The 17,430-nt window shown below is 68.8% G+C and carries 10 protein-coding genes and 1 tRNA gene; 7 read left to right on the top strand and 4 right to left on the bottom strand.

Annotated features, from left to right (window positions below):
• The first annotated feature begins 278 nt into the window (after positions 1-278).
• Positions 279-1,025, top strand: coding sequence for a tyrosine-protein phosphatase (locus OHA40_RS21800; protein WP_330228737.1), 747 nt, complete (start codon positions 279-281; stop codon positions 1,023-1,025).
• Positions 1,026-1,032: 7 nt separating this feature from the next.
• On the opposite strand, the gene OHA40_RS21795 is transcribed toward OHA40_RS21800, so the two are convergent.
• Positions 1,033-2,289, bottom strand: coding sequence for a class I adenylate-forming enzyme family protein (locus OHA40_RS21795; RefSeq protein ID WP_330228736.1), 1,257 nt, complete (start codon positions 2,287-2,289; stop codon positions 1,033-1,035).
• Between the two features lie 93 nt (positions 2,290-2,382).
• A complete protein-coding gene (locus OHA40_RS21790; protein WP_330228735.1) occupies positions 2,383-3,177 on the bottom strand; it encodes an enoyl-CoA hydratase/isomerase family protein in 795 nt (264 codons plus the stop codon).
• Between the two features lie 175 nt (positions 3,178-3,352).
• On the opposite strand from OHA40_RS21790, the gene OHA40_RS21785 reads away from it, so the two are divergent.
• The 6 genes from OHA40_RS21785 to OHA40_RS21760 all read left to right on the top strand — a co-directional run bounded on the left by OHA40_RS21785 (position 3,353) and on the right by OHA40_RS21760 (position 15,546).
• A complete protein-coding gene (locus OHA40_RS21785; RefSeq protein ID WP_330228734.1) occupies positions 3,353-4,378 on the top strand; it encodes a glutathione S-transferase family protein in 1,026 nt (341 codons plus the stop codon).
• A gap of 517 nt (positions 4,379-4,895) precedes the next feature.
• Positions 4,896-5,627, top strand: a complete 732-nt coding sequence (locus tag OHA40_RS21780; RefSeq protein ID WP_330228733.1) for a hypothetical protein — start codon at positions 4,896-4,898, stop codon at positions 5,625-5,627.
• Positions 5,628-5,710: 83 nt separating this feature from the next.
• Complete coding sequence (locus OHA40_RS21775) at positions 5,711-6,634, top strand: ATP-binding cassette domain-containing protein (RefSeq protein WP_330228732.1); 924 nt, start codon at positions 5,711-5,713, stop codon at positions 6,632-6,634.
• The gene (locus tag OHA40_RS21770) at positions 6,631-7,413 is read left to right on the top strand and encodes an ABC transporter permease (RefSeq protein ID WP_330228731.1); all 783 of its coding nucleotides are present in this window, start codon (positions 6,631-6,633) and stop codon (positions 7,411-7,413) included. The genes OHA40_RS21775 and OHA40_RS21770 overlap by 4 nt, the downstream gene beginning before the upstream one ends.
• Positions 7,414-7,464: 51 nt before the next feature.
• Positions 7,465-11,640: an ABC transporter ATP-binding protein gene (locus tag OHA40_RS21765; protein WP_330228730.1), complete on the top strand. Its 4,176-nt coding sequence runs from the start codon at positions 7,465-7,467 to the stop codon at positions 11,638-11,640.
• 174 nt (positions 11,641-11,814) lie between these two features.
• On the top strand, positions 11,815-15,546 hold the full coding sequence (locus OHA40_RS21760) for a multifunctional oxoglutarate decarboxylase/oxoglutarate dehydrogenase thiamine pyrophosphate-binding subunit/dihydrolipoyllysine-residue succinyltransferase subunit (protein ID WP_442944069.1): 3,732 nt from the start codon (positions 11,815-11,817) through the stop codon (positions 15,544-15,546).
• Between the two features lie 224 nt (positions 15,547-15,770).
• Here OHA40_RS21760 and OHA40_RS21755 read toward each other — a convergent pair.
• Positions 15,771-15,837: transfer RNA gene (locus tag OHA40_RS21755), tRNA-Asn, on the bottom strand.
• 317 nt (positions 15,838-16,154) lie between these two features.
• On the bottom strand, positions 16,155-17,426 hold the full coding sequence (locus OHA40_RS21750; RefSeq protein ID WP_330228728.1) for an ABC transporter substrate-binding protein: 1,272 nt from the start codon (positions 17,424-17,426) through the stop codon (positions 16,155-16,157).
• Between the last annotated feature and the right edge of the window lie 4 nt (positions 17,427-17,430).

Here is a 17,430-nt window from a genome sequence, read left to right as displayed (position 1 = left end):
CGGATTCGGTGGGTAGTTTCAGACTGAAAGAATGTTTTGTTACCCAACCGCGATCGGGATGCGATCACCTCGTGTCGCCCCGAATTCCCGCCATGACGGGCGATCTCGGAGCCTCCCGCCATCCGGCAGACCGTAGAAAAGGTTACGGTTCAAACGCTCGGCGTCCCAAATTTTGTGACGAACCGCACACTGAAACCGACCAGATCGGGCAGCTCATCATGTGTGGTCCGATCCGCGACCGACATGTTTTCGTTCCGTGGTGCCGATAGCCTGGATCGGTGACTCTCTCGCCACCCGCCGATCAGTACTTCCTCTCCGGCACGTTCAACTTCCGGGATACCGGCGGCCTGCGCACCGAGGACGGCGCCAAGGTCCGCCCCGGGGTGCTGCTGCGCTCGGCCCAACTGAGCGGACTCGACGAGGCGGGTCACGCCGCGCTGCGCGAACTGCGCGTCACCGATGTGCACGACCTGCGCGGACACCGCGAGATCGCGCACATCGGCGCCGACCGGCTGCCCGAGGACGTCCGGCTGACCATCACGCCGTTCGACTCCAGAATGGCCGAGGCGCCGCCCCACGAGGCGACCGCGCGCACCGCCTACACGCACATGCTCGAGGTCTACCGGATGTTCCCGGCGCTGCCCGAAGCGCACGCCGCCATCGCCGCGCTCGCCGAATCCATCGTGCGCGGTGCGGGCGCCGTGCTGGTGCACTGCGCGGCAGGCAAGGACCGCACCGGGTGGGCCGTCGCGACACTGCTGCGCGCGGTCGGCGTCACCGAGGCGGAGGTGCGGGCCGACTACCTGGAGAGCAACGGGGCCATCCCCGCGCTGCGCTCCTTGATGACGACGAAACTGCTCGGCGGCGAGGAGGTCTCGGTCGACCTGCTCGGCGTCCGCGAGGAATACCTGGAGATCGCCACGACCTCGATGCGGGAACTGCACGGCGATCTGCCCGGCTACCTCGCGACTGTCGGCCTGACGCCCGAACTGCTCACGCGCCTGCGCACGCGCATGCTGGAGTGAGCGCGGCTCACTCGGCGGGCACCACTCCCCTTCGCACCAGGCCGTCGGCGCCGATCGTCACCTGATCGCCGGTATGGAACCAGGTTCCGGTGAAGCGCGCCGCGGTGGTGGTGGGGTCGTCCCAATAGCGTGGCGTGACGTTCGGCCCGCGGCACAGCAGTTCGCCGTGCCCTGCCGTTGCCTTCGGCCCCCACAGCGCCAATTCCGTACCGCCGAACGGGAATCCGAGCACCGCGTCCGCGTCCGAGTGGTCCGCTGCTTGCTCGGCGTCGTCCACCGCGAGGCCGATGCCGCTGGTCTCGGTCGCGCCCCAGACCGACCACTGCCGAGCGGCCGGGAACACGCCGTGCAGTTCGGCCGTCAGGTCCACGGGAGTGATCCGCGCCGCGGCGCGTTCGGCACGGTGACCGGCTTTGCTGATCCGCACGACGCCCTCGGTGCACAGCCCATCGGCGCGCAGCTCAGCCAGCTCGGGCAATAAGCCCGCGAAGATCCGCGGCGTCGCGGAGACCATGTCGATCCGCTCGGCCGCGATGGCTTCGGCCATGCCACAGGTGTCCCTGGCGAGCACAACGGTGCCACCGACCGCGAAGGTCGGCAAGAGCTGATCGACACAGCCGCTGGCGTGCGCCAACGGCAGCAGCACCAGGTTGCGCAGGCCATCGGTCGGCAGATCCAGCGCGGCGACCATGGAGCGGACCGCCGAGAGCAGGTTCTCGTTGGTCAGCTCCACGCCCTTGGGCGTGCAGGTGCCGCTCGTGTAGCACAGCAGCGCCAGATCGCTCAGCGCCGCACCGTCATCGATGTAGGCGGCGCCATCGGGCAGTTCGGTCTCGCCGCCCGCCCGACCGAGCACGAAATCCGCACGGCTGTCGGTGATCACGCGCTCGGCCACCGCCTCGGGCAACCCGTCGTGCACCAGCACCGGCACCGCGCCGCTGAGCAGAGCGCCGAGGAAGGTTTGCACCCAGCGCGCGCCAGTGGGCATGTGCACGGCGACCCGATCGCCGTAACCGATGCCGTGCTCCTGCAAGCCGCCGGCGATCCGGGAGGCGGCGTGCCACAGCTCCCGGTAGGTCAGGCGCGGGCCACCGATCTCCACCACCGCTTCGCGGTTGGAAAACGCGTGGACCTGCAGATCCAAGAGTTCGGTGAGCGCTGGCGTGAGGTTCCCGTAGCGCAGCACACCGTCTGCGCCCCTGGCTAGCGGGTTATCCCAGGCATGCGGGCCGGTCAGGGGGTATTCGACGAGAAACTGCGACATTCGTCCTCCGCGCGCCTCGAGTGAGCAGGCACCTGCGACTATATGACTCGGGTCACAATTTTGCTGGGATAGGCGACGAACGTGTCCTACCTGTCACCGCCCGGTGTAGCCGGCCTTCCCCGGACCCACCTCGAGGAAGCTGCGCACGGCGCCTTTGAGATCGTCGGTCTCGAACAGGACGCCGGATACCTCCGGGGTCACCGAATCCGCATGTGCCACACCGCCGGAACGCCACGCCTCGATGATCTGCTTCGTCGCCGCGTGCGCCTTGGTCGGGCCGTCCGCCAGCCGGTGGGTCAGCGCCTCGGCCGCCGCGTCGACGTCGTCGTGCACCTCGTTCACCACGCCCCACTCGGCCATGGTCGCCGCGTCGTAGAGATCGCCGGTCATCACGAATTCGCGGGCCCGTCCCGACCCGGCCCGCTCGGCGAGACGCTGCGGGCCGCCCATGGACGGCGTCAGCCCGACCACGGTCTCCACCAACCCGAACTTCGCCTTCGGCGCGGCGAGCAGGATGTCGCAGGCGAGCGCGATCTCGAAGGCCGCGGTCAGCGTCAGCCCGTGCGCGGCGAACACCACCGGGCAGGGCAGCGCCTCCAGCGGATGGATTATCTGGGCGAACAGCGTGCGCCACAGCTCGGCGCCCTGCTCGGCGGTCAGACCGTCGAACACGTGCACGTCGACGCCGCCGGACACCACCTTGCCCTCGGCACGCAGCAGCACGGCGCGCGGCGGTCGCGCCGACAACTCGGCGATGTCGGCGATCAGCGCGTCCAGCATCGCCCGATCGAACAGGTTGAGCGGCGGATGGGCGAACGTGAGGGTCGCCACCTCCGCGCCGCCCGCGGTGAAGTCGCGTTCCAGGCGGGTGGCCTTCGTTTCACTCATCCGGTCAGCCTAGGCGTACCTCCGCCTTCGCTCCGGCCATGCGCGGGGCTGAAGACGGACTACGTCCGACCGCGTCCTCTGTGCGTACTCCGCCTTCGCTCCGGCCATGCGCGGGGCTGAAGACGGACTACGACAGACAGCGCCCACTAGGACTTCGATCTGCGAAACTGTCCAGGTGACCAAGTCGGCCAGCGAAAACGGTTCCTACGTCGAGCCCGGCGAGTTCAAGAGGGACACGAACTACATCACCACCCGGATCACGGCCGACGGCCGCGAGGGCTATCCGGTCGAGGCAGGGCGCTACCGGCTCGTCGCGGCTCGGGCCTGCCCGTGGGCGAACCGCACCTTGATCGTGCGCCGTCTGCTCGGCCTCGATCAGGTGCTCACGCTCGGCCTGTGCGGTCCGACGCACGACAAACTCAGCTGGACTTTCGACCTGGATCCCGGTGGGGTCGACCCGGTGCTCGGCATCCCCCGGTTGCGCGATGCCTACCTCGCCCGGTTCCCGGACTATCCGCGCGGCATCACGGTGCCCGCCATCGTGGACGTGCCGACCGGCCAGGTCGTCACCAACGACTACGCGCAGATCACACTGGACTTCTCAACCGAATGGACCGACTACCACCGGCCCGGCGCGCCGCGGCTGTACCCCGAAGCGCTGCGCGCGGAGATCGACCAGGTGAACCTCGCCGTGTTCCGTGACGTCAACAACGGCGTCTACCGGTGCGGGTTCGCCGGCGCGCAGGACGCCTACGACACCGCCTACGACCGGCTCTTCAACCGGCTGGACTGGCTCTCGGAACGCCTTGCCGCGCAACGCTATCTGGTCGGCGACACGATCACCGAGGCCGACGTGCGGCTGTTCACCACGCTGGTGCGCTTCGACGCCGTCTACCACGGGCATTTCAAGTGCAATCGGTCCAAACTCAGCGAGATGCCGGTGCTGTGGGCGTACGCGCGCGATCTGTACCAAACCCCCGGCTTCGGCGACACCATCGATTTCGAGCAGATCAAGACCCACTACTACGTGGTGCACCGGGATATCAATCCGACCGGAATCGTCCCGAAGGGGCCCGATCTGGCGAACTGGTTGACCCCACACGGCAGAGAGACCCTCGGCGGCAGTCCGTTCGGCGACGGAACCCCGCCGCCCCCGCCACCGTTGGCCGAACGCGTACCCGCAGTGCATAGCCCCGCATAGCGAGCACCGCCGAACGAAGTCAGTCCATTGCCCGCGCCGGGCCGAGCGAAGGCAGACCCAGCCGCAGAACAAGACACAGCCGGACAAAGTCCGTCCATAGCCCGCGCCGAGCCGAGCGAAGGCAGACCCAGCCGCAGAACAAGACGCAGCGGGACGAAGTCCGTCCGTAGCCCGCGCCGGGCCGAGCGAAGGCAGAGGCAGCCGCAGAACAAGACGCAGCGGGACGAAGTCCGTCCGTAGCCCGCGCCGGGCCGAGCGGAGGCAGAGGCAGCCCCAGAACAAGACGCAGCCGGACGAAGTCCGTCCGTAGCCCGCGCCGGGCCGAGCGGAGGCAGAGGCAGCCGCAGAACAAGACGCAGCCGGACGAAGTCCGTCCATAGCCCGCGCCGGGCCGAGCGGAGGCGAGGCAGCCGCCTAGTGGAACCGATCCGGCTGGGTACTTCGTTGTCATGACGAGCTGACGGCAACCGGTGCCATACAGTTCAATCCAGGAGACCGGAAGAGGAGGATGCCGCCGATGCTCAAAGGCGCGTTCGAGAAGACGGTGGTCGAGCTGCTCGATACCGGGTCCCGCCTGCAGGCGCCCGCGGTCGCCAAGTACGTGGACCGGATCCGACGCTCCCATCCCGAGGAAAACCCCGCCCGGATCATCGAGCGGCTGGAGAAGCAATATTTGCTCGCGGTGACCGGCAGCGGTAGTGCGGTCGGCGCGACCGCCGCGCTCCCCGGTGTCGGAACCATTGCTGCGGTCGCCGCGGTGAGCGCGGAGACCACCTTCTTCATGGAGGCGTCGGCGGTGTTCACCCTCGCGGTGGCCGCGGTGCACGGCATTTCGCCGGAGAATCAGGAGCAGCGCAGGGCATTGGTGCTGGCGGTGGTGCTCGGCGAGAGCGGCATGGAGATCGTGCAGAAGACCGTCGGCACCTCCGCGAAGAACTGGGGCACCGTGTTCGCCAACCGGATCCCCGGGCTGTCGAGCATGAACGATTCGCTGCTGAAGCGGTTCATCGTGCGGTTCATCACCAAGCGCGCCGCGCTGATGGCGGGCAAGGTGCTGCCCGCGGGCATCGGCGCCGTGATCGGCGGTGCGGGCAACCGCGCGCTCGGCAAGACCACGATCACCAACGCGCGCAAGGCATTCGGGCCACCACCGGGCACCTGGCCCGCCGACCGGCACCTGATCGTCGACGCCGATCCGCTCACCGCGATCGACCCGGTGAAGCCGCAACCTCCGGCCACGCCACGATGAGCGTCCGCCGCACGCCCTCTGGAGGACGTCCGGTCGCGTTCGCGGTCCGGGGATTGACCAAGCGGTACGACCTGACGAGCGCCGTGACGGACGCCAGCTTCACCGTGCCCGCCGGCACCACCGCGGCGCTGGTCGGTCCGCAGGGCGCGGGCAAGACCACCGTCCTGCGGGCGCTGCTCGGCCTCATCGCCCCTACTTCCGGCACCGCGTCGGTGGGTGGACCGGGTTCGGCGCGCCCCGACGCCGCGCCTTCCGCGCGAGGCGTCGGCGCCGTGCTCGCCCCGCGCGGACTGCATCCGGCTCGGACGGCCCGGGATCACCTGCTGATCTATGCGGCCGCGGCGGGCGTCGTGGACGCGCGGGTGGGCGAGGTGCTCGAGCTCGTCGGGCTGGACGAGCACGCCGCGACGAAGTGCGGCGCCATGTCGATCGGGCAGCAGACCAGGCTGGCGCTGGCGACCGCGCTGCTCGGCGATCCACCGCTGCTGGTGCTCGACGATCCGATGGACGGACTCGAGGCCGCCGAACGCGGCTGGTTGCAGGAGTTTCTGCGCAGGCACACCCGCCGTGGCGGCAGCGCTCTGCTGTCCAGCGAGAGTCTCGCCGCGGTGCTGCCCGGCGCGGACCACCTGATCGTGCTGAACGAGGGCGCGGTCGTGTACCAGGGCAGCCCGGCGCGGCTGCGGCGCGGACATCCGGATCGGCTGGTGGTCACAGCGTCCCCGCCCATCGCGCTGGCGACCATGCTTGCGGCACAAGGGTTTACCGACGCGGTGATCCGCCCCGACGGTCGCCTCGCCGTCGCCGAGGCGACCGAGGCGCAGATCAGGGCTGCGGCCACCGCGGCGAAGGTGCGGATCGACAACATCATCCCCGACCCCATCCACCCCGACCGGGTGCTCGCGTCGCTGACCAAACCCACGGCCGCGCCCGCGCCGCACTATCCCGGCCTCGCCGCGCCCGGCACCCAGCAACCGTCTTCGATGCCCTACGGAATTCCACGATGATCGCCATCCTGCCCGCGGACCTGGTGCCGAACGTCAACTCCGAGATCCGCAAGGTCGTCACGATGCCGCGCGGCCAGGTGCTCGCTGGCCTCGTACTCGCCATCGCGCTGATCGCGAGCATCGCCTCGGCGAGCCTGGCCGGGCCGCCGGACCCGCGCGGGCAGCCTGCCACCGGCGCGGCGACGATCGGGCTCTACGTCGGTCTCGCCGTGGTCGCGCTGGCGGCCGCCGTCTTCGGCGCGGTTGGCACCGGCGCCGAGTACCAGTACCACACGATGCCGGTGAGCGTGCTGTTCACCGCCGACCGCGACCGCCTGGCCGCCGCGAAGTTCCTGGTCATCGGGTGTTGTGCGCTAGCGGCGGCGGTGGCGGTGGAATTGGTCGCGCTTGGCGGCCTGTTCGGCGTCGGTCGCCACAAGATCACCGTCACCGCGGAGTTGTTCGCCGTGCTCGGCGGCGGTCTGCTCGCGGTGGTCTGCTGGTCGCTGATCGGCGCGAGCGCGGGCATCCTGATGCGCTCCTCGTCCAGGGCGGTAGCGCTGCTGCTCGGCTGGGTCGTGATCGGCGAGCCCTTGCTGTGGCTTGTCGCGCAGGGACTCGGTATCCCCGGCATCGTGACCCTCCTGCCCGTCTCCGCCACCGTCGGCACCGTGGCCGTCGGCTCCTTCCCCGACAGCGATTTCCTCGCGCCCACCCCGGCCGCCGTCGTGGTCCTGCTGCTCTGGACCATCGGCTCGGGCGCCGCCAGCTGGTGGAGCCTGCGCACCCGCGACCTGTGACGCGAGCCCCGGCGGGGAACAAGTAGGTGTCGGTGGGTGTCGGTACCGTCGATGAGGAACGCGGGACGACAAAGGGGGCGAGCGGTCGACATGGACGGGGGCGGCAGACCGGGATGGATACGCAGGCTGTGGGCCGAGTGCCGGCCGCACCGCGCGGTGCTGGCCGGGATCGGGGCGGCGGTGCTCGGTGGCGCGGTCATCGAGACGGCCGGGCCGCTGCTGACCAAGAAGGCCATCGACGCGGCCGGTGTGGGTGACACTGCGGCGATCAGCGCGGTCGCGGGCCTGTTCCTGGTGCTGGCCGTCAGCCGCTCAGCGGCCGGATTCGGACGGCGCTTGCTGGCCGGGCGGCTGTCCTTGGACGTGCAGCACGCGCTACGCGTGAATCTGCTCGGCTCGCTGCAGCGCTTGGACGGCATCGGACAGGACACCCTGCGCACCGGGCAGGTGGTGTCCCGGTCGATCACCGATCTCCAGCTGGTCCAAGGCCTGATGGCGATGGCCCCGCTGTCGGGCATGGCGCTGCTGGAGTTCGTTCTCGCCGCCGCGGTCATGATCTGGCTCTCGCCGCCACTGGCCGCCGTCGCACTGCTGGTGGTGCCCGCGATCGGACTGGTGGTGTATCGAGTGCGCCCGCGGCTGCACGCGGCCACCTGGTCCGCGCAGCAGCGCGCCGCCGACCTCGCCCAGCATGTCGAGGAGACGGTGACCGGCGTGCGGGTAGTGAAGGGCTTCGGTCAAGAAGCTCGGATGGTCGACCTGCTGGAACGCCATGGCCGGAGGCTGTTCGCGGAGCGGATGCGCGCGGCGAAGATCGACGCCGGATTCGCACCGACGATCGCGACGATTCCGCAACTCGGCATGGTCGCGGTCATCGCGCTGGGTGGGCTGCTCGCACTGCACGGCAGCATCGGGATCGGCACCTTCGTCGCGTTCGCCGCGTACGTCGCGGTCATGACCGGCACCGCGCGCATCCTCTCGTCGGTGATCGTCATGGCCCAGCTGACCAGAGCGGCGGCCGAACGGGTGTTCCAGGTGATCGACACCGCGCCGGTCATCGCCGACCCGGACCGTCCGGTCGAGCTTCCGGATGGGCCGCTCGGCATCGAAATCGATGCCCTCACCTTCGGTTTCGATCCCGATCAGCCGGTTCTGCGCGAACTGGACCTGCGGATACGGCCCGGTGAGACGGTGGCCGTCATCGGCCCGGCGGGCTCGGGCAAGTCCACACTCGCCCTGCTGCTCCCCCGGTTCTACGCGCCGGATTCCGGCAACATCCGGCTGTTCGCCGATGCCGCACTCGCTCCGCCGCGCACCGAACCGGCCGACGGGTCCATCGACACGTGGAACGGTCCGCACCCCACGCCGCGCACGGACCCGGTTGACGCGTACACCGAGACGCGGAACGGTCGCGACCCCACGCCGCGCACCGACTCGGCCGACCCGTTCGCCGTCACACGAAACGGTCCGCACCCCACGCCGCGCACCGACTCGGCTGACCGGTACACCGACACGCGGAACAGTTTGCGCACCGCCGCAAGCGCCGAACCGGCCAACGCGTCGGCTGTCACGCGACGCGGGTCGAGCAACGCACCGAGCACCGACCCTGCCGGTGCGTTCACCGTTCCGCGGATCGGTCCGCGCACCGCGACGCTCACGGCGGACGCCGTCGGGGTCGACATCGCCGACGTGCGTGCCGCCGATCTGCGCGCGGCCATCGGCGTCGTTTTCGACGACCCCTTCCTGTTCTCCGACACGATCGCCGCGAATATCGCGCTCGGGCGGCCGGAGGCCACCGACGATGAGATCAGGCAGGCCGCCGTGCAAGCCGCGGCCGACGAGTTCATCACCGAGTTGCCGGATGGCTACGACACTGTGGTCGGCGAACGCGGCCTGACCCTTTCCGGCGGCCAGCGGCAGCGGATCGCCCTGGCCAGGGCGCTACTGGCGCGCCCACGCATCCTGGTTCTCGACGACGCTACCTCGGCGGTGGACGCGGTGACCGAGGCCGCGATCTTCGACGCGCTGCCCGACCGCGGCGGACGGACCACGCTGATCCTGGCGCATCGGGAATCGACGCTCGCCCATGCCGATCGCGTGATCAGGCTGCCCGGCCCCGCAGGACACGTCGCCCCTGGACCGGACGCCGCCCCGACCGGGGCCGGGAACCAGCGGGCGCTCGGTCGTTCCGGCGGCCACTTCGCGGGCGCGGCGGCCGACGTGAGCGAGACCCCCGAACTGCGCCGCACCATCGAGCGCTTGCCACCCGCCGCCGAACAGCCCAGCCTGAACGCACAGCGTTTGCGCGAGCCCGATCCGCGCTTCGGGCTGCGCCGCATGCTGCGCCCGGTGCGCCCACTCGTCCTGACTGTGATGGCTCTGCTGGCGGCGGACGCCGCGATCGGCATCGCGTTCCCACCTCTGGTGCGCTACGCGATCGACGGTGGTGTGCTCGGCGACAATGCCGCGGCGCTGGTTCGCGCCGCGCTGCTGGGCGTGGTGCTCGCCGCCGCGGGCTTGGCGGTCGGCGCGGCGACCACCGTGCTGACCGCGCGCACCGGAGAACGAGTGCTGTTCGCCTTGCGGGTCCGCAGCTTCGCGCATCTGCAGCGGCTCGGGCTGGACTACTACGAACGCGAACTCTCCGGCCGGATCATGACCCGGATGACCACCGACGTCGACGCACTGTCGACATTTCTGCAGACCGGGGTGGCGACCACCCTGGTCGGCCTGATGACACTGGTCGGCATCGTGGTCGCGTTGCTGGTCATCGATGTCTCGCTGGCGCTCGTCGTGCTGGCGACGGTGCCCAGCCTGGTGCTCGCCACAGTGCTGTTCCGGCGGGTGTCGTCCATCGCGTACACCGTCTCGAGAGAGCATGTGTCGGCGGTCAACGCCGATTTCCAGGAGAACGTGACGGGGCTGCGCGCCGTGCAGGCGAACCGGCACGAGCCGCGCGCGGCCCGTCGCTTCGCCGAGTATTCACAGCGCTATCGCGACAGCCGTCTGCGGGCGCAGCGCGCGATCGCGCTGTACTTCGCATTCGTCGTCGGGTGGGCGGACGCGGCGCTGGCCGCGGTGGTGTTCTTCGGTGCGCGCGAGGTCGCCGCGGGTGCGACCAGCGCGGGAACGCTGATCGCGTTCGTGCTGTATCTCCAACTGCTGTTCGGCCCGATCCTGCACCTGTCCCAGGTCTTCGACAGCTACCAGCAGGCCAGGGTCGGGCTGCGACGGATCGGGGACCTGCTGCGCACGCCGTCCTCGCTCACCGCGGATCCGGCCGATCCGGTGCCGTTCGCGCACGGACTGCACGGCGATGTCGCCTTCGACGACGTCCGGTTCCGGTACGCGGGCAGCCGGGGTCTGGCCCTGGACGGCGTTTCCCTGCACATCCCGACGGGTTCCACCCTGGCGCTGGTCGGGCCGACCGGCGCGGGAAAGTCGACCGTCGTCAAGTTGCTGGCGCGTCTCTATGACCTGCCCCGTGACGAGTCGAACCATTCCGGTGGGCATCCGAAGGGGGCGGAGACCCGGACTATCCCAGCGCTGAGCCCCGCCGGGTTGGCGAGTAGCTCGATCGAGCAGAACGGTGACCGTGGCGTAGCTCCCGGCGTCATCCGCGTGGACGGCGCCGACATCCGCGACTACCGCCTCGCCGACTACCGCTCCCGGCTCGGCATCGTCCCGCAGGAAGCTCACCTGTTCACCGGCGATGTGGCGAGCAACATTGCATTCGGGAAACCATTGGCGACACCCGAGGAGATCGCCGCGGCCGCCGCCGCGGTGGGCGCGACCGACATGATCGCTGCCCTCCCGCTCGGGATGGGCCATCCGGTCGGCGAGCGGGGCCGCGGTCTGTCGGCGGGGCAGCGTCAGCTGATCGCGCTGGCCCGCGCCGAACTGGTCGCTCCGGACTTGCTGCTGCTCGACGAGGCCACCGCGACGCTCGATCCGGACGCCGAGGCATCGGTGCTGGCAGCGAGCCGATCGCTGAGCCGGGACCGGACCACCGTGATCGTCGCGCACCGGCTCGGCACGGCCGCGCGCGCCGACCGGATCGCCGTGGTCGACCACGGGCGGATCGTGGAATTCGGTCCCCATGCGGAGCTGCTCGCCGCGGGCGGTCCGTATGCCCGGCTGTGGGCAGCGGCGCACGAGTCAGGGGGAATATTCTCGACTATTGACGAGTCGTCACCTATGAGGTCGGGGGTGTCGGGTGGTCAGTGAATCCGCCGATTTGCTGCTGGGCCTATCCTCAGATAGGGCGCATCGGCGCGCATCCGCTGATCCCCGTGCCGGGCACGTCACAAACGTCGCAGCGCAAAGAACGAAATGAGGCGAACACCTGCTGTGAGCAGCTCAACTTCCCAGTTCGGACAGAACCAATGGCTGGTCGACGAGATGTATCAAAAGTTCAAACAGGATCCATCTTCCGTCGACGAGAGCTGGCATGAGTTCCTGGCCGACTACACGCCTGAGGCGAGCGGCGATTCCGGCAACAGCCAGACCGCCCCCGCGCCCGCGCAGGCCGCCGCTCCGGCTCCGGTCACCCCGGCCCCCAAGCCCGCTGCCGCCACGCCTGCGCCCGCCCCTGCCCCCACGCCCGCGGCCCCGAAAGCGCCCGCCCCGGCTGCCACCAAGCCCGCCCCGGCGGCTCCGAAGCCGGCCGCGGTGACCGCTCGCACCCCGCAGACCACCCCGGCACCGACCTCGAACGCCGCGCCGACCTCCGGCCCGAAGCAGGCCGACACCGCCACCGACGAGTCCAAGGTCCTGCGCGGCGCCGCCGCCGCGGTGGCGAAGAACATGGCCGCCTCGCTGAGCATCCCCACCGCGACCAGCGTGCGCGCGATCCCGGCCAAGTTGATGATCGACAACCGCCTGGTCATCAACAACCATCTCGCCCGCACCCGGGGCGGCAAGATCTCCTTCACCCACCTGCTCGGCTACGCCATCGTGCAGGCGGTCAAGGCGTTCCCGAACCTGAACCGGCACTACGCCGAGATCGACGGCAAGCCGAACGCGGTCACCCCCGCGCACACCAACCTCGGCCTCGCCATCGACCTGCCCGGCAAGGACGGCAACCGCGCACTGGTCGTCGCGGCCATCAAGGGTTGCGAGGCCATGACCTTCGGGCAGTTCCACACCGCCTACGAGGACATCGTCCGCCGGGCCCGAGACGGCAAGCTGACCGCCGAGGACTTCTCCGGCGTCACCGTCTCGCTGACCAACCCGGGCACCATCGGCACCGTGCACTCGGTGCCGCGCCTGATGAACGGCCAGGGCGCGATCATCGGTGCCGGCGCCATGGAGTACCCCGCCGAGTTCCAGGGCATGAGCGACGAGCGCATCGCCGAGCTGGGCGTCGGCAAGCTGATGACGCTCACCTCCACCTACGACCACCGCATCATCCAGGGCGCGGAGTCCGGTGACTTCCTGCGCACCATCCACACACTGCTGATCTCCGACGAGTTCTACGACGAGATCTTCCACGGCCTCGGCGTGCCGTACGAGCCGGTCCGCTGGCGCAAGGACGTCCGCGAGCGCGGCGTGGACAAGAGCGCCCGCGTGCTGGAGATGATCGCGGCGTACCGCAACCGCGGCCACCTGATGGCCGACACCGACCCGCTGCGGCTGGTCAAGGACAAGTTCCGCAGCCACCCGGACTTGGACGTCACCCAGCACGGCCTGACCTTGTGGGACCTGGACCGCACATTCAACGTGGCGGGCTTCCACGGCCAGGACCAGATGAAACTGCGCGACGTGCTGTCCATCCTGCGCGACGCCTACTGCCGCCACGTCGGCGTCGAGTACACCCACATCCTCGAAACCGAGCAGCTGCAGTGGATCCAGGAGCGGACCGAGCAGAAGCACGCGAAGCCGACTGTCGCGCAACAGAAGTACATCCTGAACCGACTGAACGCCGCAGAGGCCTTCGAGACCTTCCTGCAGACCAAGTACGTCGGACAGAAGCGCTTCTCGCTGGAAGGCGCCGAGGCCGTCATCCCGATGATGGACGCGGTGATCGACCAGTGCGCCGAACACAGCCTCGACGAGGTCGTCATCGGCATGCCGCACCGCGGTCGCCTCAACGTGCTGGCCAATATCGTCGGCAAGCCGTACTCGAAGATCTTCACCGAGTTCGAGGGCAACATGAACCCCGCGGGCGCGCACGGCTCGGGTGACGTGAAGTACCACCTCGGCGCGCACGGCACCTACCTGCAGATGTTCGGCGACAACGAGATCGAGGTCTCGCTCACCGCCAACCCCTCGCACCTGGAGGCGGTCGACCCGGTCCTGGAGGGCCTGGTCCGCGCGAAGCAAGACCTGTGGGACAAGGGCGACGGGCCGGAGGGCTACTCGGTCGTGCCGCTGATGCTGCACGGTGACGCCGCGTTCGCGGGTCAGGGCGTGGTCGCCGAGACGCTGAACCTGGGCGGCCTGCGCGGCTACCGGGTCGGCGGCACCATCCACATCGTGGTGAACAACCAGATCGGCTTCACCACCGCACCGGAGAACAGCCGCTCCACCGAGTACTCCACCGACATCGCGAAGTTCATCGGCGCGCCGATCTTCCATGTCAACGGCGACGACCCGGAGGCGTGCGACTGGGTGGCGCGCCTCGCGGTCGACTTCAAGCAGAAGTTCCGCAAGGACGTCGTGATCGACATGATCTGCTACCGCCGTCGCGGCCACAACGAGGGCGACGACCCGTCGATGACCCAGCCGTACATGTACGACGTCATCGACACCAAGCGCTCGGTCCGCAAGGCGTACACCGAGAGCCTGATCGGTCGTGGCGACATCTCGCTGAAAGAGGCCGAGGACGCGCTGCGCGACTACCAGGGCCAGCTGGAGCGGGTGTTCAACGAGGTCCGCGAGCTGGAGAAGTACTCGCCGGAACCGAGCGAGTCGGTCGAAGGCGACCAGCCGGTGCCCGCGACCGTCGTGACGGCCGTGGACAAGGCCGTCCTGCAGCGGATCGGCGACGCGTTCCTCAACGTGCCCGACGGCTTCAACGTGCACCCGCGCGTCAAGCCGGTGCTGGAGAAGCGCCGCGAGATGGCCTACGAGGGCAAGGTCGACTGGGCCTTCGCCGAGCTGCTCGCGTTCGGCACGCTGATCGACGAGGGTCGCGCGGTGCGCCTGACCGGTCAGGACTCCCGCCGCGGCACGTTCACCCAGCGGCACGCGGTGATCATCGACCGCAAGACCGCCGAGGAATACACCCCCCTGCACAACATCGGCAGCGAGAACCCTGGTTGGTTCGCGGTGCACGACTCGGCCCTGAGCGAATTCGCCGCCGTCGGTTTCGAATACGGCTACTCGCTGGGCAACCCCGAGGCACTGGTGTTGTGGGAGGCGCAGTTCGGTGACTTCGTCAACGGCGCGCAGTCGATCATCGACGAGTTCATCTCCTCCGGTGAGGCCAAGTGGGGCCAGCTCTCCGACGTGGTGCTGCTGCTGCCGCACGGCCACGAGGGCCAGGGCCCGGACCACACCTCCGGCCGCATCGAGCGCTTCCTGCTGCTGTGCGCGGAGGGCTCGATGACCGTCGCGGTGCCGTCCACCCCGGCGAACTACTTCCACCTGCTGCGCCGCCACCAGCTCGACGGCATCCGCCGCCCGCTGATCGTCTTCACCCCGAAGTCGATGCTGCGCAACAAGGCCGTGGTCTCGGATCTGAAGGACTTCACCGAGAGCAAGTTCCGCTCGGTCTTCGACGAACCCGCCTACGAGCAGGGCATCGGCGACCGCGGCAAGGTCAAGCGCGTCCTGTTGACCAGCGGCAAGCTGTACTACGAGCTGGCCGCCGAAAAGGCCAAGCAGAAGCGCGAAGACGTGGCGATCGTCCGCATCGAGCAGCTCTACCCACTGCCCACCTACCGCCTGAACGAGGCCCTCGCCGGCTACCAGAACGCCACCGACGTCGTCTGGGTCCAGGAGGAACCGGCCAACCAGGGCGCCTGGCCCTTCTTCGGCCTCAACCTCCCGGAAGTCCTCCCCGCCCGCCTCGGCAAACTCCGCCGCATCTCCCGCCGCGCCATGTCGGCCCCGTCCTCGGGGTCCAGCAAGGTCCACGCGGTCGAACAAGCGGAAATCATCGCCGAAGCGTTCGAGCCGACGGCATAGTTCCCTGACCCGAAGCCGGGCCGAATCGCCTTCTCACGCGAAGCGATTCGGCCCGGTTCGCGTTTTCGGAACACGACGGTTCAGAGCGCCGGAATCAAGCCTCGCTGGGATGGCGGATGCGTGCTGCCGATAGCCGTCGGCGGTCACCACGGCGTCGGGCGAGCTGCCGAACTCCGACGGCAAGAGGAGGAGCCGGGCTATACCCTGCCCGGCTCCTCCTGTGTTACGAGCGGGATTCGAACCCGCACCCGTCGGATCAACCGTCCGATGCTCTGCCGATTGAGCTATCGCTGCACCATCTGTGACCACTACGCCCGCGAGTGTGGTTCAGCATGATGTACCCCGCGCGTTGCCATTACGCTACAGCGCCACGTAGAGGCGCTGCCCGGACTCGAACCGAGATTTCGGGGGTGGCGTCGCGTCCACACTCATGAGCTCGAGGTCGATGGTGGAGCCGACATCGCGTACGCCAGCGAATTTCCAGTTCTGCTAAGACTATTGGGCAAGGATCAGTCCCTGACGGCAACTCTGTGTCCAAGGTGGCGAGGCGGCGGAGGACAGCCGCCACCTCGCCGTACGCCGGAACAGTCGGCCCTGGGTTCGGACCGTCAGGACGGCGCGAGCGCCTTCATCAGCGCAGCAGCGGTAGCGTCGTCGATGCACGTCGGCTTACCACCGTTGTCGGAGTGGAATGCACCGCCTTTGGTGTTTCCGGTGAAGTAGCACATCGGAAACGCCGGTTTGCCTTCCGGGAAGGTCAGCGGCGGAGCGAGGCCTCCGAGGGTCTCGTCGCGCAGTGCGCGCAGCCCTTTGATCACATCCGCGCTCGTCGATGACGGCGAGAGGCCGGCAGCTTTGGCCGCCGCCAGGAAGAGCTGCCCGCCTGCCCACGGCCACAGCAGTGGTGAGCTGAAGTCCGCGCCATCCCGAAGGCCGGGAATGTACTCGGCGAGAGCGTCATTGAAATCCTTGATCGCCGGAATCGATTCGTCGGTGTAGAGCGCATTGGAGCCTGCGAAGATGCTGCCCTCGAAGTTCGGGTCCGTGGCCCACGCCTTCTGCAGGCTGACACCGGTAGGAGCCTGAATCGGTTTGTAACCTTGCTGCGCACAGGATGCCGCGATCCGCGAAATCGCCTCGACCGAGACGCCGGGGAATACGGCGTCGACACCCTTTTCCTTGAATGCCAGGCAGGGCGCGATGTAGTTCGGCGCCGCAATCGCGACTTTCTCCGAAGCGAATCCCAGACCGGCCTGTTCGGCCATCGGCTTCACCATCTGCGGTAGCTGCTCGCAGACCGGGATCTCGGCGCAATAGTAGACGCCGAGTTTCTTCGCACCCGCCTTCTTGGCCTGGGCGACTTCGCCCAGCATCAGCACCGGCAGCGTAGTTCCGGAGGCGAAGAAGTTCGGATCGGTGATGAACGGGGCATCGACCGGCTGTCCGCCGATGACCGGAATGCCCTTGCTGTCGACGTAGCTTTGCCAACTCGAACTGACCAGGCTGGTTTGGCCGACGATGGCGACCACCTTGTCCTCTTCGACCAGTTTCTTCGCCACAGCCAGCGCCGTCGTCGGATTCTGCTGGTCGTCGTAGGTGATGAGCTTGACCGGGTGCCCATTGATTCCGCCACGATCGTTGACCCATGACGCCCACGCCTGCAGCACATCGCTGCTGCGCCCCACCGATCCGGCGGCGGGGCCGGTGCAGCTGCAAATCGACCCGATGACGATCGGATCGCCTTTCAGCCCGCCGTCGGACACTTTCACCGGGCCAACGGTTTTGGCCCCGTCGCTCGTCGAGTCGGCGGAACACGACGTGAGCGCGAGCGCTGCCGCCAGTATCGGCGCCACGCACCACAGAAACCTTCTCTTCCTCATTACT

The sequence above is a fragment of the Nocardia sp. NBC_00508 genome, from assembly GCF_036346875.1.
Classification (GTDB): domain Bacteria; phylum Actinomycetota; class Actinomycetes; order Mycobacteriales; family Mycobacteriaceae; genus Nocardia.
This window is presented reverse-complemented; position numbering and strand designations above follow the sequence as displayed.

What these genes read in the sequence shown, in the direction of transcription:
- OHA40_RS21795 (WP_330228736.1), bottom strand. Translation starts at nt 2,289, where the DNA reads ATGTCGCAGTTTCTCGTCGAATACCCCCTGACCGGCCCGCATGCCTGG.
- OHA40_RS21790 (WP_330228735.1), bottom strand. Translation starts at nt 3,177, where the DNA reads ATGAGTGAAACGAAGGCCACCCGCCTGGAACGCGACTTCACCGCGGGC.
- OHA40_RS21780 (WP_330228733.1), top strand. Translation starts at nt 4,896, where the DNA reads ATGCTCAAAGGCGCGTTCGAGAAGACGGTGGTCGAGCTGCTCGATACC.
- OHA40_RS21770 (WP_330228731.1), top strand. Translation starts at nt 6,631, where the DNA reads ATGATCGCCATCCTGCCCGCGGACCTGGTGCCGAACGTCAACTCCGAG.
- OHA40_RS21765 (WP_330228730.1), top strand. Translation starts at nt 7,465, where the DNA reads ATGAGGAACGCGGGACGACAAAGGGGGCGAGCGGTCGACATGGACGGG.
- OHA40_RS21760 (WP_442944069.1), top strand. Translation starts at nt 11,815, where the DNA reads ATGTATCAAAAGTTCAAACAGGATCCATCTTCCGTCGACGAGAGCTGG.
- OHA40_RS21750 (WP_330228728.1), bottom strand. Translation starts at nt 17,426, where the DNA reads ATGAGGAAGAGAAGGTTTCTGTGGTGCGTGGCGCCGATACTGGCGGCA.